The organism is Streptomyces sp. NPDC051104 (assembly GCF_040682835.1).
Taxonomy (GTDB): Bacteria; Actinomycetota; Actinomycetes; order Streptomycetales; family Streptomycetaceae; genus Streptomyces; species Streptomyces cynarae.
In genome coordinates, this window is sequence record NZ_JBFBBS010000005.1 from 113,263 (window position 1) to 130,273 (window position 17,011).

Annotated in this window: 11 protein-coding genes and 1 pseudogene; 7 read left to right on the top strand and 5 right to left on the bottom strand. The window is 70.6% G+C overall.

The window, feature by feature from the left end:
- The first annotated feature begins 71 nt into the window (after positions 1–71).
- From AB0N14_RS10325 to AB0N14_RS10340, 4 genes and pseudogenes are all read left to right on the top strand, one after another.
- On the top strand, positions 72–1,826 hold the full coding sequence (locus AB0N14_RS10325; protein WP_366025237.1) for an SDR family oxidoreductase: 1,755 nt from the start codon (positions 72–74) through the stop codon (positions 1,824–1,826).
- A gap of 218 nt (positions 1,827–2,044) precedes the next feature.
- Positions 2,045–2,306: pseudogene (locus tag AB0N14_RS10330) on the top strand (RNA 2'-phosphotransferase); the annotation flags it as partial.
- 74 nt (positions 2,307–2,380) lie between these two features.
- Positions 2,381–3,283, top strand: coding sequence for an LLM class flavin-dependent oxidoreductase (locus AB0N14_RS10335; RefSeq protein WP_366025238.1), 903 nt, complete (start codon positions 2,381–2,383; stop codon positions 3,281–3,283).
- A 77-nt stretch (positions 3,284–3,360) separates the two neighbouring features.
- Positions 3,361–4,248: an HAD hydrolase family protein gene (locus tag AB0N14_RS10340; RefSeq protein WP_366025239.1), complete on the top strand. Its 888-nt coding sequence runs from the start codon at positions 3,361–3,363 to the stop codon at positions 4,246–4,248.
- Between the two features lie 95 nt (positions 4,249–4,343).
- Here the strand turns inward: AB0N14_RS10340 and AB0N14_RS10345 are convergent, their stop codons facing one another.
- The 5 genes from AB0N14_RS10345 to hisC form a co-directional block, all read right to left on the bottom strand.
- A complete protein-coding gene (locus AB0N14_RS10345) occupies positions 4,344–5,375 on the bottom strand; it encodes a peptidoglycan DD-metalloendopeptidase family protein (protein ID WP_366025240.1) in 1,032 nt (343 codons plus the stop codon).
- A gap of 115 nt (positions 5,376–5,490) precedes the next feature.
- Positions 5,491–8,994, bottom strand: coding sequence for a thiol reductant ABC exporter subunit CydD (cydD, locus tag AB0N14_RS10350; protein WP_366025241.1), 3,504 nt, complete (start codon positions 8,992–8,994; stop codon positions 5,491–5,493).
- Positions 8,995–9,046: 52 nt separating this feature from the next.
- The gene (gene cydB, locus AB0N14_RS10355; protein ID WP_366025242.1) at positions 9,047–10,066 is read right to left on the bottom strand and encodes a cytochrome d ubiquinol oxidase subunit II; all 1,020 of its coding nucleotides are present in this window, start codon (positions 10,064–10,066) and stop codon (positions 9,047–9,049) included.
- Positions 10,067–10,084: 18 nt separating this feature from the next.
- Positions 10,085–11,593 (bottom strand): cytochrome ubiquinol oxidase subunit I, encoded by a 1,509-nt coding sequence (locus tag AB0N14_RS10360; protein ID WP_366025243.1) that lies wholly within the window; start codon positions 11,591–11,593, stop codon positions 10,085–10,087.
- A gap of 258 nt (positions 11,594–11,851) precedes the next feature.
- Positions 11,852–12,931, bottom strand: coding sequence for a histidinol-phosphate transaminase (gene hisC, locus AB0N14_RS10365; RefSeq protein WP_366025244.1), 1,080 nt, complete (start codon positions 12,929–12,931; stop codon positions 11,852–11,854).
- Positions 12,932–13,499: 568 nt separating this feature from the next.
- Here hisC and AB0N14_RS10370 point away from each other — a divergent pair.
- From AB0N14_RS10370 to AB0N14_RS10380, 3 genes are all read left to right on the top strand, one after another.
- Entirely contained in the window at positions 13,500–14,612 is a 1,113-nt protein-coding gene (locus tag AB0N14_RS10370; RefSeq protein ID WP_366025245.1) for a LacI family DNA-binding transcriptional regulator, read from the top strand.
- A gap of 244 nt (positions 14,613–14,856) precedes the next feature.
- A complete protein-coding gene (locus tag AB0N14_RS10375) occupies positions 14,857–15,951 on the top strand; it encodes a metallophosphoesterase (protein WP_366025246.1) in 1,095 nt (364 codons plus the stop codon).
- Positions 15,952–16,144: 193 nt separating this feature from the next.
- Positions 16,145–17,011 (top strand): hypothetical protein, encoded by an 867-nt coding sequence (locus AB0N14_RS10380; RefSeq protein WP_366025247.1) that lies wholly within the window; start codon positions 16,145–16,147, stop codon positions 17,009–17,011.

Genomic DNA, 17,011 nt, shown 5'->3' on the forward strand with positions numbered 1-17,011 from the left:
CACCTCTAACAACTGCCAAATTCGCCGGTGTGACGTGACACACCAGGTGCGAGTGAGGGAAGAGGGGACGAGTGGCTCTCACGGGGGCGCGCGAGCGCCGGGTGCGGACGGGTGGGATCGAGCTGTGCGTGGCCGAGCTGGGCGATCCGGCGCGGCCCACGGTGGTGCTCGTGCACGGCTACCCGGACAGCAAGGAGGTCTGGTCCGAGGTGGCGCCCCGCCTCGCCGACCGCTTCCACGTCGTGCTCTACGACGTCCGCGGCCACGGCCGGTCGACGGCGCCGACTCCGCTGCGCGGCGGTTTCACGCTGGAGAAGCTGACGGACGACTTCCTGGCGGTCGCCGACGCGGTCAGTCCCGGCCGTCCTGTGCACCTGGTGGGGCACGACTGGGGCTCGGTGCAGGGCTGGGAGTTCGTCACCGCCGGGCGCACCGAGGGCCGGCTCGCGTCGTTCACATCGATGTCGGGGCCGTCCCTCGACCACCTCGGGCAGTGGATCAAGCGGCGGGTCCGCCGGCCGACCCCGCGCCGCGTCGGCCAGCTGCTGGGCCAGGGCACCAGGTCCTGGTACGTCTACCTGCTGCACGCCCCCGCGCTGCCGGAGCTGGCCTGGCGCGGACCGCTCGGCAGACGCTGGCCCGGCATCCTGCGGCGCGCCGAGCGGCTGCCCGGCGGCGACTACCCGACCCCGTCGCTCCCCACGGACGCCGCCAACGGCGCCTGGCTGTACCGGGACAACGTACGGCCCAGGCTGCGCCACCCGCGCCCCGACGCATACGCGCACGCGCCCGTACAGCTCATCACGCCACTGGGGGACGCGTTCCTGTCGGAGCACCTCTACGACGAACTGGACCGCTGGGCACCGCGGTTGATCCGCCGCACACTGCCGGGCAAGCACTGGATCCCGCGCACCCGGCCCGACCAAGTGACGGCCTGGATCGCGGAGTTCGTTACCGCCGTGGAGAACGGCCGTTCGGCGCCCGTCGGGAGCGGGCGGTACGCGGAGCGGTTCGGCGGGCAGCTCGTACTGGTGACGGGTGCGGGCAGCGGCATCGGACGGGCCACGGCGGTCGCGTTCGCCAAGGCCGGAGCACGCGTGGTGGCGGTCGACCGAAACGGCGAAGGCGCAGCCCGGACGGCTGAGTTGGCCCGGCGGAGCGGTGCTCCGGAGGCGTGGGCGAAAACGGTCGACGTCTCCGACGAGCAGGCGATGGAGAAGCTCGCCGAGAAGGTCGCCGCCGCATACGGGGTGGTGGACGTCCTGGTGAACAACGCCGGGATCGGCCTGTCCGGCTCCTTCTTCGACACCACCGCCGAGGACTGGCGCACGGTCCTCGACGTCAACTTGTGGGGTGTCATTCACGGTTGCCGGTTGTTCGGCAAGCAGATGGCCGAGCGAAGTCAGGGCGGCCACATCGTCAACGTCGCGTCGGCGGCCGCGTACCAGCCGTCGAAGGTGCTACCGGCCTACAGCACGTCCAAGGCGGCCGTACTGATGCTCAGCGAGTGCCTGCGCGCGGAGTTGGCCGGGTGCGGCATCGGAGTGTCCGCGATCTGTCCCGGCTTCGTCCACACGGACATCACGTCGACGGCGCGGTTCGTGGGCGTGGACGCGGAGGAGGAGAGGCGACGGCAGAAGAGGACCAACCTGCTGTACGGGCTGCGTGGTTACCGACCGGAGAGGGTTGCCGACGCGGTTCTGCGGGCGGTGGTCCGCAACCAGGCGGTCGTACCGGTCACCCCGGAAGCACGGAGCGCGCGACTGCTGTCCCGCATCGCGCCGGGGGTGTTGCGCGCGATCGCAAGGATCGATCCGCCACTGTGACCAACTGCCAAGGGAGTTGGCGAACCACCGTCTTTCACGGTGCGGTTGGGCAAGTGGGCTGCATATCAGACTTACTTGGCGAACACCGCCAAGATGCCGAGCAGTTGTCCACAGAGTCGTCAATTTCCTTGTGGATAACCTGGGTTGGTTGTGGATCAAACATCAGGAGCAAAATCAAGTGCGTGATCCCCGTCTCTCCGCAGGCTGGAAAGATCACGTACCTCTACCACGGGACCGTGGCCCGCAACCTGGACGCGATCCGTGCCGAGGCCTGAGGCCCGTGAGCCGACACGGTGTGCACCTCTCCCCGGACCGCGAGACCGCCACCCGCGCCGGCGCCCGCCGCGCCGCCCGGTGGTGCTGACCGTGGACGCCGGCGCCATGCACCGCGACGGCCATGTCTTCCACGTCAGCGAGAACGGGGTGTGGCTCACCAAGGCCATACCGCCGCAATACCTGCGTTTCCCAGAAAAACACTGACTCGTGGCTGCGATTCCCGGGCTTTCCGGTCAATCTCGGCCACGACGACTCCCCGGCTCCCTTACGCTCGAGGCATGAGTCTGCGTCTGAGCACCGTGATCCTGCCGTACGTCCGCTGGCACGAGGGCGGGCGTTCCGCCTGGGAGCGTGCGGAGCAGCTCGGGTTCCACACCGCGTTCACCTACGACCACCTGTCGTGGCGGTCCTTTCGGGACGGCCCCTGGTTCGGAGCCGTGCCGACGCTGACGGCCGCGGCCGCCGTCACCGATCGGATGCGCCTCGGCACCCTGGTGACCTCGCCGAACTTCCGGCACCCGGTCACCCTCGCCAAGGAGCTGATCTCCCTGGACGACATCTCCGGCGGCCGGATCACGCTGGGCATCGGGGCGGGCGGCACCGGCTTCGACGCCACCGCGCTCGGCCAGAAGCCGTGGACCCCGCGCGAGCGCGCCGACCGGTTCGGCGAGTTCGTCCCGCTGCTCGACCGGCTGCTCACCGAGGACTCCGTCACCTACCAGGGGACGCACTACTCCGCGCTCAAAGCGCGCAACATCCCGGGCTGCGTGCAGCGCCCCCGACTGCCCTTCGCGGTCGCCGCGACCGGCCCGCGCGGCCTGAAGCTCGCCGCCCGCCACGGTCAGGCCTGGGTGACGACCGGCGACCCGAAGCTGTACGAGACCGGCACCCCGGAGGAGTCGCGGCAGGCTCTGCGCGCGCAGACCGAGAAGCTGGCCGACGCCTGCGCCGCGGTCGGCCGTGACGTGGCGGAACTCGACAAGGTCCTGCTCACCGGCTTCACCCCGGACCGCGGCCGTCCGCTTCAGTCCCTGGACGCGTTCGTCGACTTCGCCGGCCGGCACGCGGAGCTGGGCTTCACCGACATCGTGATCCACTGGCCCATCCCCGACTCCGACTTCGCGGCGGACCAGAAGGTCTTCGAGCAGATCGCCCTGGAGGCCCCGGCACAGCTGGGTTGAGCATGACGCGACGTGACGGCGCTGGTGAGAAGTGTCACCACTCAGGTGTGCGAGGTCTCGCACGGCCGTGCGGGCATATGCGCCAGAATGGGCCGGTGACCTCAGCGACCCGACAGTCCGAGACCCCGGCCTCCACCCTCCCGCCCCGGCTGATCGCGACCGACCTCGACGGCACTCTGCTGCGCGACGACAAGTCGGTCTCCGAGCGGACCGTCGCCGCGCTGGCCGCCGCCGAGGAGGCCGGCATCGAGGTGTTCTTCGTCACGGGCCGGCCCGCCCGCTGGATGGACGTCGTCAGCGACCACGTCCACGGTCACGGACTGGCGATCTGCGGCAACGGCGCGGCCGTGGTCGACCTGCACGGCGGCCCCGGCGCCCATCGCTTCGTCAAGGTCCGCGAGCTGGCCCGCGAGAACGCGCTCGACGCCGTACGGCTGCTGCGGGACGCCGCACCCGGCACGGTGTACGCCGTCGAGCAGACATACGGCTTCCACCAGGAGCCGGCGTACCCGAAGCTGCACATGGAGATCCCGGACCTGCTCGCACCCGCCGAGGAACTGCTGGCCCCGGACGCCCCCGGCGCCCGCGAGCCGGTGCTCAAGATCCTCGCCTACCACCCGCAGCTGGACCCGGACGCCTTCCTCACCCTGGCCCGTCTCGCCGTCGGCGACCGCGCCACCATCACCCGGTCCAGCCCCAGCGCCCTGCTGGAGATCAGCGGCCCGGGCGTCTCCAAGGCGAGCACCCTCGCGCTGTGCTGCGCCGAGCGCGGCATCTCCCACGAGGAGGTCGTCGCCTTCGGTGACATGCCGAACGACGTGGAGATGCTCACCTGGGCGGGGCAGTCCTACGCGATGGGCAACGCCCACCCGGACGTGGTCGCCGCCGCGTCGGGGCGGACCGTCGCCAACAACGACGACGGCGTGGCCGTGGTGATCGAGCGGATCCTCGCGGAGCGGTCGTAGGTCGCCCGCGGTCGCAGATCGCCGCGGTCGTACATCCCCGGCGGTCGTAGATCGCCAGGACCGTCCGTCGGGCGGCGATTTCTCGCGTACGGCTCTCAGAGGCGCACGCCCCGTGCCGTCAGCCACGGCACCGGATCGATGCCCGACCCCCACTCCGGAGTGACCCGGACCTCGAAGTGCAGGTGCGGACCGGTCGAGTTGCCCGTCGTGCCGGACTGGGCGATCCACTGGCCGGTGGCCACCGGTTCTCCCTGGTCGACGGTGACGGCGGCGAGATGGGCGTACTGGGTGAAGTAGCCGCCCGGGTGCTGGATGACGACCTCGATCCCGAAGGCGCCGCCGCACGCCACCCGCACCACCTTCCCGGCGCCGACCGCCCGCACCGGTGTGCCGATGGGGACCGCGAAGTCCTGGCCGGTGTGCCGGTGCGCCCAGTGGTGGCCTCCGCTGCCGAACGGAGCGGACACTCTGTACGACTCCACGGGCGCCCCCCAGGCGCGGTGGGTCCTCTGCCGCGGCCGGCCCAGATGGACGGCGCCCCGGCACGATCCCGTGGCGGCGGTCGCGTCGGCCTGCCTCTGCAGGACCTGCCGTGCCTCCTCCAGCTTCGCCTGGAGGGTCCGTCTTCTGTCCGCCAGTTCGGCTTTCCGCTTCTGCAGCCGCCGTGACTGCGCCGACGCCTCGGCCAGGTCGGCGGCGAGGCGGTCCTCCACCCTGCGGATACCGACGACCGCGTTCGCGGCGGCGCGATCCCCTCGGGTGAGCGAGTGCTGACTTCGCATCAACTTCAGCGCGGCGTCGGGCAGGAGTGTCTGTGGCACAAATGGGGGAGCCACGCTCTGGTGGTACTGGGCGCGCGCGATCAGGCCCGGATTCTTGCGGAGGGCCGCGCCCAGCCGACGCTCCCGTATGAGGAGTCTCTCGTCACGCCGCGCTCGGGCACGCTGCTTCTCGGCTTCGCGGAGCCCGGTCTCGTACTGCCGCGCCACCACGGCGGCTTCGTCGCGCAGCCGCGCCACCCGCATGGCGGCGGAGGAATCTGCACCGTCGCCCACCGTCGCGCCCCCGGCCACAGCGGACCAGGCCGGAAGCGTCGTGAACGCGGACAGCACAACCGAAACGAGCAAGGCTCGTCGACAGGATGAATGCATGTCAACGATCGTGGCCCGTGTCGCGGGCCCAGTCCTGTTGACGTCCTACGGCTGGAGGAACGGGCGACCACGGATGGCCCAGCGGCGTCCCTCATCCGGCTCCCAGCAGGTCCCCCTGGGCCTCCCGCTCGAGCATCTCCCGCAACGGCCCCTCCACCGCCGCCAGCTCGCCATGGCCACCCCGCTGGACCACCCGGCCCTCCGCGAGGACGATCACCTCGTCGATCCCTTCAAGTCCGGCCAGCCGGTGGGTGATCAGCAGGGTGGTACGGCCCTCGGTGGCAGCGAGCAGGTCCGCGGTGAGCGCGTCCGCCGTCGGCAGGTCGAGGTGTTCCGCGGGCTCGTCGAGGATCAGGACGGGAAAGTCGGCGAGCAGGGCGCGGGCCAGGGCCAGCCGCTGCCGCTGACCGCCGGACAACCGGGCGCCGTGCTCGCCGATCAGGGTGTCCAGGCCGTCGGGCAGCCCCTCCGCCCAGTCGAGGAGCCGGGCCCGCGCGAGCACGTCCCGCAGTTCCGTCTCGCTCGCGTCCTTCCGCGCGAGCAGCAGGTTCTCCCGCACCGAGCTGTCGAAGAGGTGGGCGTCCTGCGCGCAGAGTCCGACCAGGCGCCGTACGTCGTCGCCGTCGAGCGCGTAGGCGTCCGTGCCGCCCAGCGTGTACGAGCCGGCGTCCGCGTCCAGGAACCGCAGCAGGACCTGCGCGAGGGTCGTCTTGCCCGCGCCCGAGGCGCCGACCACGGCGACCCGGCGGCCCTGTTCGAGGGTGAGGTCGAAGCCGCTGAGCGCGTCCCGCCGCTGCCCGTCGTACCGGGCGGTGAGCCCCTCCAGGACGAGCGGGAAGGGCGAGGGGGGAGCCGGCTGCCGCTGCTCGGGTTCGCGTACGGGCTCCGGGGCGTCCAGTACCTCGTGGACGCGCTCGGCGCTCCGGCGCACCCGCTGGCGGTGCTGCACGGCGAGCGGAAGCCCCAGAACCGCCTCGAACGCGGCCAAGGGCGTGAGCACCAGGACCGCCATGAGCACACCGCCGAGCCGCCCCTCGGCGACGGCCTGTGCGCCCACGAGGGCGGAGGCCGCGACGGTCAGGCCGGTGACCAGCGCGGTGAGCCCGTCGCCGAGCGCCGTCGCGGTGGCGGCGCGGGAGGCGATGCGGGTCAGCACGGCGTCGGCCTGCCGCGTCTGAGCGTTCCGCGCCGGCAGCGCACCGGCGACCGTCAACTCGGCCGTTCCGGTCAGCAGATCGGCCACCCGGCTCGCCAGTACACCCCGGGCGGGCGCCAGGCTCCGTTCCGCCCGGCGTGCCACGGCCCCCGTCACCAGGGGCACACCCACCCCGGCCGCGAACAGCCCGACGGCGAGGACGGCACCGGCCTCGGGCAGCAGCCAGGCGGTGAAGCAGACCGAACCGGCCGACACGACGAACGCGGCCCCCGCGGGCAGCAGCCAGCGCAGCCAGTAGTCCTGCAGCGCGTCCACATCGGCGACCAGCCGGGACAGCAGGTCGCCCCGCCGGGTCGTGCGCAGCCCCGCCGGGGCCAGCCGCTCAAGGCGCCGGTAGACGGCGACGCGGGTGTCGGCCAGCATGCGCAGGACGGCATCGTGGGACACCAGCCGCTCCGCGTACCGGAACACGGCCCGTCCGATCCCGAACGTCCGCGTGGCCGTCACGGCCACCATCAGATACAGCACCGGCGGCTGCTGGGAGGCCCGCGAGATCAGCCAACCGGAGGTGGCCATCAGCCCCACCGCACTGCCGAGCGCGAGACTCCCGAGCACCAGGGCGAGGGCGAGCCGCCCACGGCGGGGTCCGGCCATGGCACGGACGCGGGCGAGCACGCCACCGCGCCTCACCGGGGGCGGGACGGGGGCCGGCTCGCCTTGGGCAGGTGGCGTGCTCGCCGTCTCCCGTCGCGGCAGCGGCTCGGGGCCGGCCTGCGCGAGGAGGCCCGACGTGGCGTACTGCTCCGCCTCCAGCCGCACCACCCGGTCCGCCAGCCCCAGCAGTGCCGGCCGGTGCACCACCAGAAGGACCGTCCGGCCGACGGTGAGACGGCGCACCGCTTCCACGATCTCCGCCTCGGTCGCCCCGTCCAGGGACGCCGTCGGCTCGTCCAGCAGCAACACCGGCCGGTCTGCGAGGAACGCCCGCGCCAGGGCGAGCCGTTGCCGCTGCCCGGCGGAGAGACCCGCACCGTCCTCGCCGAGCACCGTGCGGATCCCCTCGGGCAGCGCGTCCACGAACGTAAGCGCCCCGGCGTCGGCCAGCGCCCTCCGTACCGCCGTGTCGTCCGCGTCCGGTCGCGCCAGCCGTACGTTGTCGGCGATCGTGCCCGCGTACAGATGAGGCCGCTGCGGCACCCACGCGATACGTGAGCGCCACTCCTCCACATCGGCCGAGGCGAGATCGACTCCCCCGACCCGCACGCGCCCCTCGGTGGGCGGCACGAATCCGAGCAGGACGTTCAGCAGGGTCGACTTGCCCGCTCCACTCGGTCCCACGAGGGCCACCGTTTCACCGGGCGCGACCGTGAGCGACACGTCGGACACCGCGGCGGACGACCGCCCGGGATAGCGGACGGTCACGTCCTCGAAGAGGATCGGCCCGTCCGGGACGCGCCGCTCACCGGAGGCCGGTACCGGAGTCTGCAGAACCGCGAAGATCTCCTCGGCTGCGGAAAGCCCCTCCGCCGCCGCGTGGTACTGCGTCCCCACCTGCCGCAACGGCAGATATGCCTCCGGGGCCAGCACCAGAATGACCAGCCCGATGTACAGGTCCATGTCGCCGTGGACGAGTCGCATACCGATCTCGACGGCGACGAGCGCTACCGAGATCGTGGCCAGGAGCTCCAGCGCGAAGGACGACAGGAAGGCGATGCGCAGCGTCCGCATGGTCGCCTGCCGGTACTCGCCGGTGATCCGCTTGATCGACTCGGCCTGAGCCTTGGCCCGGCCGAACACCTTGAGCGTCGGCAGTCCGGCGACCACGTCGAGGAAGTGCCCGGACAGCCGCGACAACAACCGCCACTGACGGTCCATCTGGGACTGTGTCGCCCAGCCGATCAACATCATGAAGAGAGGGATCAGGGGCAGCGTGCCGGCGATGATCGCCGCCGACACCCAGTCCTCGGTGACGATCCGCGCCAGCACCGCCACCGGCACCACCACCGCGAGCCCCAACTGCGGCAGATAGCGCGAGAAGTAGTCGTCAAGGGCATCGACTCCCCGCGTGGCCAGAGCGACCAGCGAACCGGTCCGCTGCCCGCTGAGCCACCCGGGACCGAGGGCTCCGGCTCGCTCCAGCAACCTCGCCCGCAGTTCCGACTTCACCGCCGCGCTCGCGCGGTGGGCGGAGAGTTCGGTGAGCCAGGACACCAGGGCGCGTCCGACCGCCACGGCCACCAGAAGCAACAGAGGGGTGCTGAGTTCGGTGATCGCACGGTGGTGCTGGAAGGCGCCGACCACCACCTCGGCGATCAGCATCGCCTGAGCGATGACCAGGGCTGTACCCAAGGCCCCCAGGCCGATGACCGCCCCGAGGAAGAAGCGTGTGGCCCGCGCGTAGCGGAGCAGTCGTGGATCGATCGGTTTCACGTGAAACATGCCCTTCGGTCCGGGCGGGATGTTTCACGTGAAACACCCCGCCCCACCAGATTCAGTGCACGGCACCGGCGGACGTGTCGGCGGCGATGTGCTGGGTGCCGATGCGCTTGCGGAACACCCAGTAGGTCCAGCCCTGATAGAGAAGGACGATCGGCGTGGCGATCCCGGCGCACCACGTCATGATCTTCAGGGTGTAGGGGCTCGATGAGGCGTTGCTCACCGTCAGGCTCCAGTCCGCGTTCAGCGTGGACGGCATGACGTTCGGGAAGAGGGTCAGGAACAGCATGGTGACCGCGGCCACGATGGTGACGCCGGAGAACGCGAACGACCATCCCTCGCGCCCTGCCTGGTTGGCCACGAGCGCTGCGACGAGCGCGGCCACCGCCACGACCAGGGCGACCAGGCTCTTGCCGTCCCCTTGGTCGATCTGGGCCCAGGCGAGGAAGAGAAGCGCCAGCCCGGCGGTGACCAACCCGACGCCCAGGGCCAGCTTCCGAGCCCGCCGCCGGATGTCCCCGACGGTCTTCAGTGCGGTGAACACCGTCCCGTGGAAGGTGAACAGGGCCAGGGTGACCAGGCCGCCGAGGAGCGCGAACGGATTGAGCAGATCCCAGACGTTGCCCACGTACTCCAGGTGCTGGTCGATCTTCACACCCCGCACGATGTTGGCGAAGGCCACGCCCCACAGGAACGCCGGGATCAGCGAGGTCCAGAAGATCGCGTTCTCCCAGTTCCGCTGCCAGTTCTCCTCGGGCCGCTTCGCCCGGTACTCGAAGGCGACCCCGCGCACGATCAGACAGACCAGGATGACCAGCAGCGGCAGGTAGAAGCCGGAGAAGAGCGTGGCGTACCAGTCCGGGAAGGCGGCGAACGTGGCGCCGCCCGCGCTGAGCAGCCATACCTCGTTGCCGTCCCAGACCGGGCCGATCGTGTTGATCAGTACCCGCCGCTCGGGTCGGTTGCGGGCCAGCAGCTTGGTGAGGATGCCGACCCCGAAGTCGAAGCCCTCCAGGAAGAAGTAGCCGATCCAGAGGACCGCGATGAGGACGAACCAGACGTCGTGAAGTTGCATGGTGAGCGCTCCCTCGGCCTAGTACGAGAAGGCCATCGGCTTGTCGGCGTCCCTGGAGTCGCCGCCGAGCCTGGTGGGCGGGTTGAGATCGGACTCGGTGAGCTCGGGCGGTCCGGCCTTGACGTACTTCGTCAGCAGCTTCACCTCGACGACGGCAAGGATCGCGTAGAGCACGGTGAACACGGTCATCGACGTGATGACCTCGCCCTGGGAGACACCGGGGGAGACGGCATCACGGGTGCGCAGCACGCCGTAGACGACCCACGGCTGACGGCCCATCTCGGTGAAGATCCAGCCCCAGGAGTTGGCGATGAGCGGGAAGGCGAGGGTCCAGATCGCGATGCGCCAGTACCAGGTGGTGAGCGTCGGGCCGAGTGCCTTGTTCCTGAACAGGACCAGATGCGGCACCTCGTCCTCACCGACCCGCAGATGCTGCGGCAGCAGGAACTTCTTGCGGGTCAGCCAGAGCCCGGCCAGGCCGATGGCGAAGGACGCCATGCCGAAGCCGATCATCCAGCGGAAGCCCCAGAAGGTGACGGGGATGATGGGGCGGTAGTCGCCGGGGCCGTACTTCTGCTGTTCGGCCTTGTCGGTGTCGTTGATGCCGGGGACGTACGAGGTGAAGTCGTCGTCGGCCAGGAAGGACAGCAGGCCGGGAACGGACAGTTCGACGGAGTTGTGGCCCTCGCTGACGTCGCCGTAGGCGAAGATCGAGAACGGCGCCGAGTCCTGCCCGTCCCACAGGGCCTCGGCGGCAGCCATCTTCATCGGCTGCTGCTTGAACATGACCTTGCCGAGGACGTCACCGCTGACCGCGGTGAGCAGGCCGGCGATGACCACGGTGACCAGTCCGAGCCGCAGCGAGCTCTTCATCACGGGGATGTGCTTCTTGCGGAGCAGGTGGTAGGCGGCGATACCGACCATGAAGGCGCCGCCGGTGAGGAAGGACGCGGACAGGGTGTGGAAGACCTGGGCGAGCGCGGTGTTCTGGGTCAGGACGTGCCAGAAGTCGGTGAGTTCGGCGCGGCCCTTCGCCTTGTTGATCCGGTAGCCGACGGGGTGCTGCATCCAGGAGTTGGCCGCAAGGATGAAGTACGCCGACAGGATCGTGCCGATGGAGACCATCCATATGCAGGCCAGGTGGAGCTTCTTCGGCAGTTTGTCCCAACCGAAGATCCACAGCCCGATGAAGGTGGACTCGAAGAAGAAGGCGATGAGGGCCTCGAACGCGAGCGGGGCACCGAAGACGTCGCCCACGAAGCGGGAGTAGGCGGACCAGTTCATGCCGAACTGGAACTCCTGGACGATGCCGGTCACGACACCCATCGCGATGTTGATCAGGAAGAGCTTGCCCCAGAACTTCGTCGCCCTGAGGTACCTCTCCTTCTCCGTCCGTACCCACGCGGTCTGCAGGCCGGCCGTCAGCGCGGCGAGCGAGATCGTGAGCGGGACGAACAGGAAGTGGTAGACGGTGGTGATGCCGAACTGCCATCGCGCCAGGGTCTCCGGCGCCAAAGCTATGTCCACGTCGTCCTTCTCCTTACGTCGCCGTGGTCACGCGGCAGTTTGCCCCGCTTGCCCCACTCATCATGGGAACAATCGGGCCCGCTTGTGAACGCGTTCACATTCACAAGCAATTATGGCGCATGGTGGTCGCAAGGCGGAGGGGTGGGGGGTCCCTAAGCGGGAACTGCTCGGCATGGCACAATCCCGAGCCCTCCCGGGTCCCGCGCGAGTGGCGCGGGACCCGGGAGGGCTCGGCCGGGCTGATCCGAAAGACAGGGTCTACAGCTCCTTGTGGAAGCCTTCCGCGACCTTCATGAAGATGTCGTTCGCCTCGGCCTCGCCGATCGTCACGCGCACCCCCTCGCCCGGGAAGGGCCGCACGACCACACCGGCCTGCTCACAGGCGGCGGCGAAGTCCACCGTGCGCTCCCCCAGCCGCAGCCATACGAAGTTCGCCTGGGTATCGGGCACCGTCCAGCCCTGGGTGCGCAGCGCGTCCACCACGCGCGTGCGCTCGCACACCAGCGAGCCGACCCGGCCGAGCAGCTCGTCCTCCGCGCGCAGCGAGGCGATCGCCGCCTCCTGCGCCAGCTGGCTGACACCGAACGGCACCGCCGTCTTGCGCAGCGCCGCGGCCACCGGCTCATGCGCGACCGCGAAGCCGACGCGCAGCCCGGCGAGGCCGTACGCCTTGGAGAAGGTGCGCAGAACGCACACGTTCGGCCGCTTGCGGTACAGCTGGATGCCGTCCGGCACCTGGACGTCGCGGACGAATTCGCGGTACGCCTCGTCGAGCACCACCAGCACATCGCCCGGCACACGGTCCAGGAAGCGCTCCAGCTCCGCCCGGCGCACGACGGTGCCCGTCGGGTTGTTCGGGTTGCAGACGAAGATCAGCCGGGTCCGGTCGGTGATCGCGTCGGCCATCGCGTCCAAGTCGTGCACGTCGCCCTCGGCCAGCGGCACCTGCACCGGTGTGGCACCACTGATCCGAGTGATGATCGGGTACGCCTCGAAGGACCGCCAGGCGTAGATCACCTCGTCGCCCGGGCCGCTCGTGGCCTGCAGCAGCTGTTGTGCCACACCGACCGAGCCCGTCCCGGTCGCGAGGTGCGACTGGGGCACCCCGAAGCGCTCCGACAGCTCGCTCATCAGGCCCGTGCACGCCATGTCCGGGTAGCGGTTGAAGGACGCGGCCGCCGTGGTCACCGTCTCCAAGACGCCCGGCAGCGGGGGGTACGGATTCTCGTTCGAGGACAGCTTGTAGGCCACCGGGCCGCCGGCCGCGGCAGGCTTGCCGGGCTTGTAGGTGGGGATATCCTCCAGCTCGGCACGCAGCCTCGGGCTCGTCTCGCTCACCGCAGTCCTCCTCGCGCACACCACCGGCTCGTGACCGCCACCGGCGTCCAATGCTTCTCACCTTATGAGGATTCAGGGCCGCTGCGAATGGGCTGTGGACAACCGCTCCGTCCCGTGCGGATCACGGCACGGACAGGTCGGCGGTCGGGCGGGCGGCCGTACGGATCCGGGCGGGCAGCCGAACGGATCCGGGCGGGCAGACGGATGCGGGCGGTCGGCCGTACGAACCCGGACGGATGGCCGTACCAACTCGGACAGAACGCCGTACGAACCCGCGCGCATCACCGCACGAAGGCGCGCGAATCCGGGGGCGCGTCGCCCCCTGTCGCACGCGCCCGTGGCTCACGCCGTGGCGCGCATCCCCCGTGAAGGTGAGTTGAGACCTCTTCGCAATATGGCCGGCTCGACAGGCCCATGCGTGCCGTCAAGCCACCTATTGACTTTGGATCGTTCAAGTACCTTGCATTCCCAGGCACTTGGCGATTTTTGATCATGCAGAAACGTGCCTGTCAACGGGTGCATATGCGTCCGCACTACCCCACCACATGAGCCCTACTATCGGCTCGCCATGACAGCAGCAGGGAAGCACCAGGTGAGCCGGGCGGAGACCTCCCGCCGAGGCAGCCGGCCGGGCCGGGCGGGCATCAGAGACGTGGCCGCCGCCGCCGGGGTCTCCATCACGACCGTCTCCGACGCCCTCAACGGCAAGGGCCGGCTGCCGGACGCCACCCGACGCCACGTCCGCGAGGTCGCCGACCGGCTGGGCTACCGCCCCTCGGCCGCGGCCCGCACCCTCCGTACCGGCAAGTCGGGCCTCATCGGCCTGACCGTGACGACGTACGGGGATGAACCTTTCACCTTCACCGAATTCGCGTACTTCGCGGAGATGGCCAGGGCCGCCACCTCCGCCGCGCTCGCCCGGGGATACGCCCTGGTCATCCTGCCCGCCACCTCGCGCCACGACGTGTGGTCGAACGTCGCCCTGGACGGCACGGTCGTCATCGACCCCTCCGACCAGGACCCCGTGGTCACCGAGCTGGTCCGACAGGGGTTACCGGTCGTCTCCGACGGCCGCCCGGCCGGCTCCCTCCCGGTCACCGCCTGGGTCGACAACGACCACGAGGCCGCCGTCCTCGGCATCCTCGACCATCTGGCGGAGGCGGGCGCCCGCCGCATCGGGCTGCTGACCGGCACCACGACGGACACGTACACGCACCTGTCCACGACCGCGTACCTCAACTGGTGCGAGCGCGTCGGACAGGACCCGGTCTACGAGGCCTACCCGGCGCACGACCCGTGCGCGGGCGCCGTCGCCGCCGACCGGCTGCTGGCCCGCCCGGACCGCCCCGACGCGGTCTACGGGCTCTTCGACCCGAACGGCACCGACCTGCTCGCCGCAGCCCGCCGCTACGGCCTGCGCGTCCCCGACGACCTGCTGCTCGTGTGCTGCAGCGAGTCCGCCGTGTACGCCAACACCGAGCCTCCCGTCACCACGCTCTCCCTCAAACCGCGCCGGATCGGCACCGCGGTGGTCCAGCTCCTCATCGACGCCATCGAGGGTGTCCAGCCGGAGCAGCCGGTCGAGCAGGTGATACCGACCGAACTGATCGTGCGTACGTCGTCCGAGCGACGCCCGCCCCGCACCACGGTCAGCCCGCCCCGGTCGCCCGGGCAGAGATAAGCCCGCACGGGGCCCGCGTGTGACGCACCAGTCGCCCGCGGGCGCCCGACGACCGGGACACCGGCGGGAAACCCCCGCCCATTTAGGGCGAATGCCGCGGTGAACTGGAGGGCTTCCCCGATTCACCACCCCTGGGTCATCACATGGCGCGATCCGCATTCCTATGATGGGCCCACGACACCGCGGGCCGCTGCGACCAGGCAGTCCGATGCGGTGCAGATGCGGCGCGATGGTGGAGGGGTCGATGACTCAGGGGGCCGGTCAGGGACCCGAGGTGGAGCGGACGGCGACGTTGCGCGACTTCCGGGTGCCCGCGTACGTCCACGAGGCCGGTCCGTACGCGCAGAGCACGCCCCACGACCAGGTCACCGGACCCGCCGCCGCCCCGGAGACCTACCCCCACGGCTACTCCGACGCCTACACGCCCACCGAACGGGACCTCCCGGTCGTCAACCGCGGTGACACGCTCCAGGCGGACGTCGCTCCCACGTCCGCGCCCGCCCCGCAGTCCGCGGAGGGTCCCGGTCCGCTGTTCGTCGTCGGGGACGTGCACGGCTATCTCGAGCAGCTCGTGGCAGCGCTCCAGGAGAAGGGCCTCATCGACGCCCAGGGGAGCTGGTGCGCGGGCACGGCGCGGCTGTGGTTCCTCGGCGACTTCACCGACCGCGGGCCCGACGGAATCGGCGTCATCGACCTGGTGATGCGGCTGTCCGCGGAGGCGGCCGCGGCCGGCGGCTACTGCAAGGCGCTCATGGGCAACCACGAGCTGCTGCTGCTCGGCGCCAAGCGGTTCGGCGACACGCCGGTCAACTCCGGCGCGGGCACCGCCACCTTCCAGGCGGCCTGGCTGCTCAACGGCGGCCAGAAGACCGACATGGACCGCCTGCAGGACCACCACCTGCAGTGGATGGCCCGCCTCGACGCCGTCGAGGAGGTCGACGGGCACCTGCTGGTCCACTCGGACACCACCGCCTACCTCGACTACGGCGACTCCATCGAGGCGGTCAACGACACCATCCGCGAGACGCTCACCCGCAACGACGCGGACGAGGTGTGGGACCTCTTCCGCAAGTTCACCAAGCGCTTCTCCTTCCGCGACGAGGGCGGCGCCGACGCCGTACGGTCCCTGCTGGACACCTACGGCGGCAGGCGCATCGTCCACGGCCACAGCCCCATTCCCTACCTCCTCGGAGAAGTCGGCTCGGAGGAGGCCGAGGACGGCACGGGTCCGGTGGTCGAGGGGCCGCACATCTACGCGGACGGACTGGCGATCGCGATGGACGGCGGCGTGACCATGGCCGGAAAGCTGCTGGTCCAGCAACTGCCCGTGGATATCTGACCGTTCCCCGGACAAACATCCCCCCGACGGAGGGCCGCGCAGAGTAGCGCAGGCCGGGGCCATTTTCTGGAAACCCCCTGTCACCGCGCGCCGTCGCCGCTCTACCATCGGCTTATCCGTAGCAGGCTCCCCTCCGTTTCTGCCCGACGGCTCGTCAGCATGCCGAGTCCCAAGCCCTACGGAGCATCGGGGGATGCACATGAACAGCGTTCCGCAGCACCTGCTGAGCGAGGACCGCCAGGACTACGAGCGGATCCTCGATGAGGCGCTGCGCTCCGCACCACACCGCCCGGATCTGGCCGCTGTGGGTCAGCGGCTGAACCCCGAACAGTTGCGCACCATGGCGCTGAACGCCACCGCCCTCATCACCGCGGCGGCGGCCACCGAGTACCAGCACTACGTCATGGTCCGCGAGGAACTGCGCCGGCCGGCGCCGTCCACCCCGATCGTCCAGGACAGCGCCCCCGGTTCCCCGGAGGCGGACCTGGACGCCCTCGGGCTCGCGGCCACCGTGGGAGAGGCCGCCGCGAGCGCCGGGACCGGTGCCGTCATCGCGGTCCTCGCCCCCTTCCTCGCGGGTGCCGCCGCCGCGATCTTCCTGCTCGTGGGGTACATCCTCAAGATGGTCAATCCCGATCAGGCGTTCGCCCGGACGCTCCTGACCACCGGGTGGGTCTTCGGCGCGGTGACCGCGGCGTCGATCCTGGTCGCCGCGATCGGCCTGCTGCTCACCGCGCTGCGCAACAGTTCCTCGGCACAAGAGGCGGACGCGTCGGGCACGTTGACGACGGAGGTGTCCCGGGCCAGGGCCGCCTGGCACGAGGCGCTGCTGGAGCGCGGCATCCTGCCGTTCCTCCGTGAGGCGCTCAGCGACCCGGGGACGGCCGCGATGACCCGGAAGGCGCCGGAGGCGGCCGGCGGCCGCATCCCGCACCTCGGCTACGACCGTCCGGGGTTCAGCAGCCCCGACAGCGGCCCGGCCGCCGGCCCGCGCCCCAGCTTCACCAGCCCCGACTTCACCAGCCCGGACTTCGGGGGGCCGGAGCACAAGCCGGAGTGA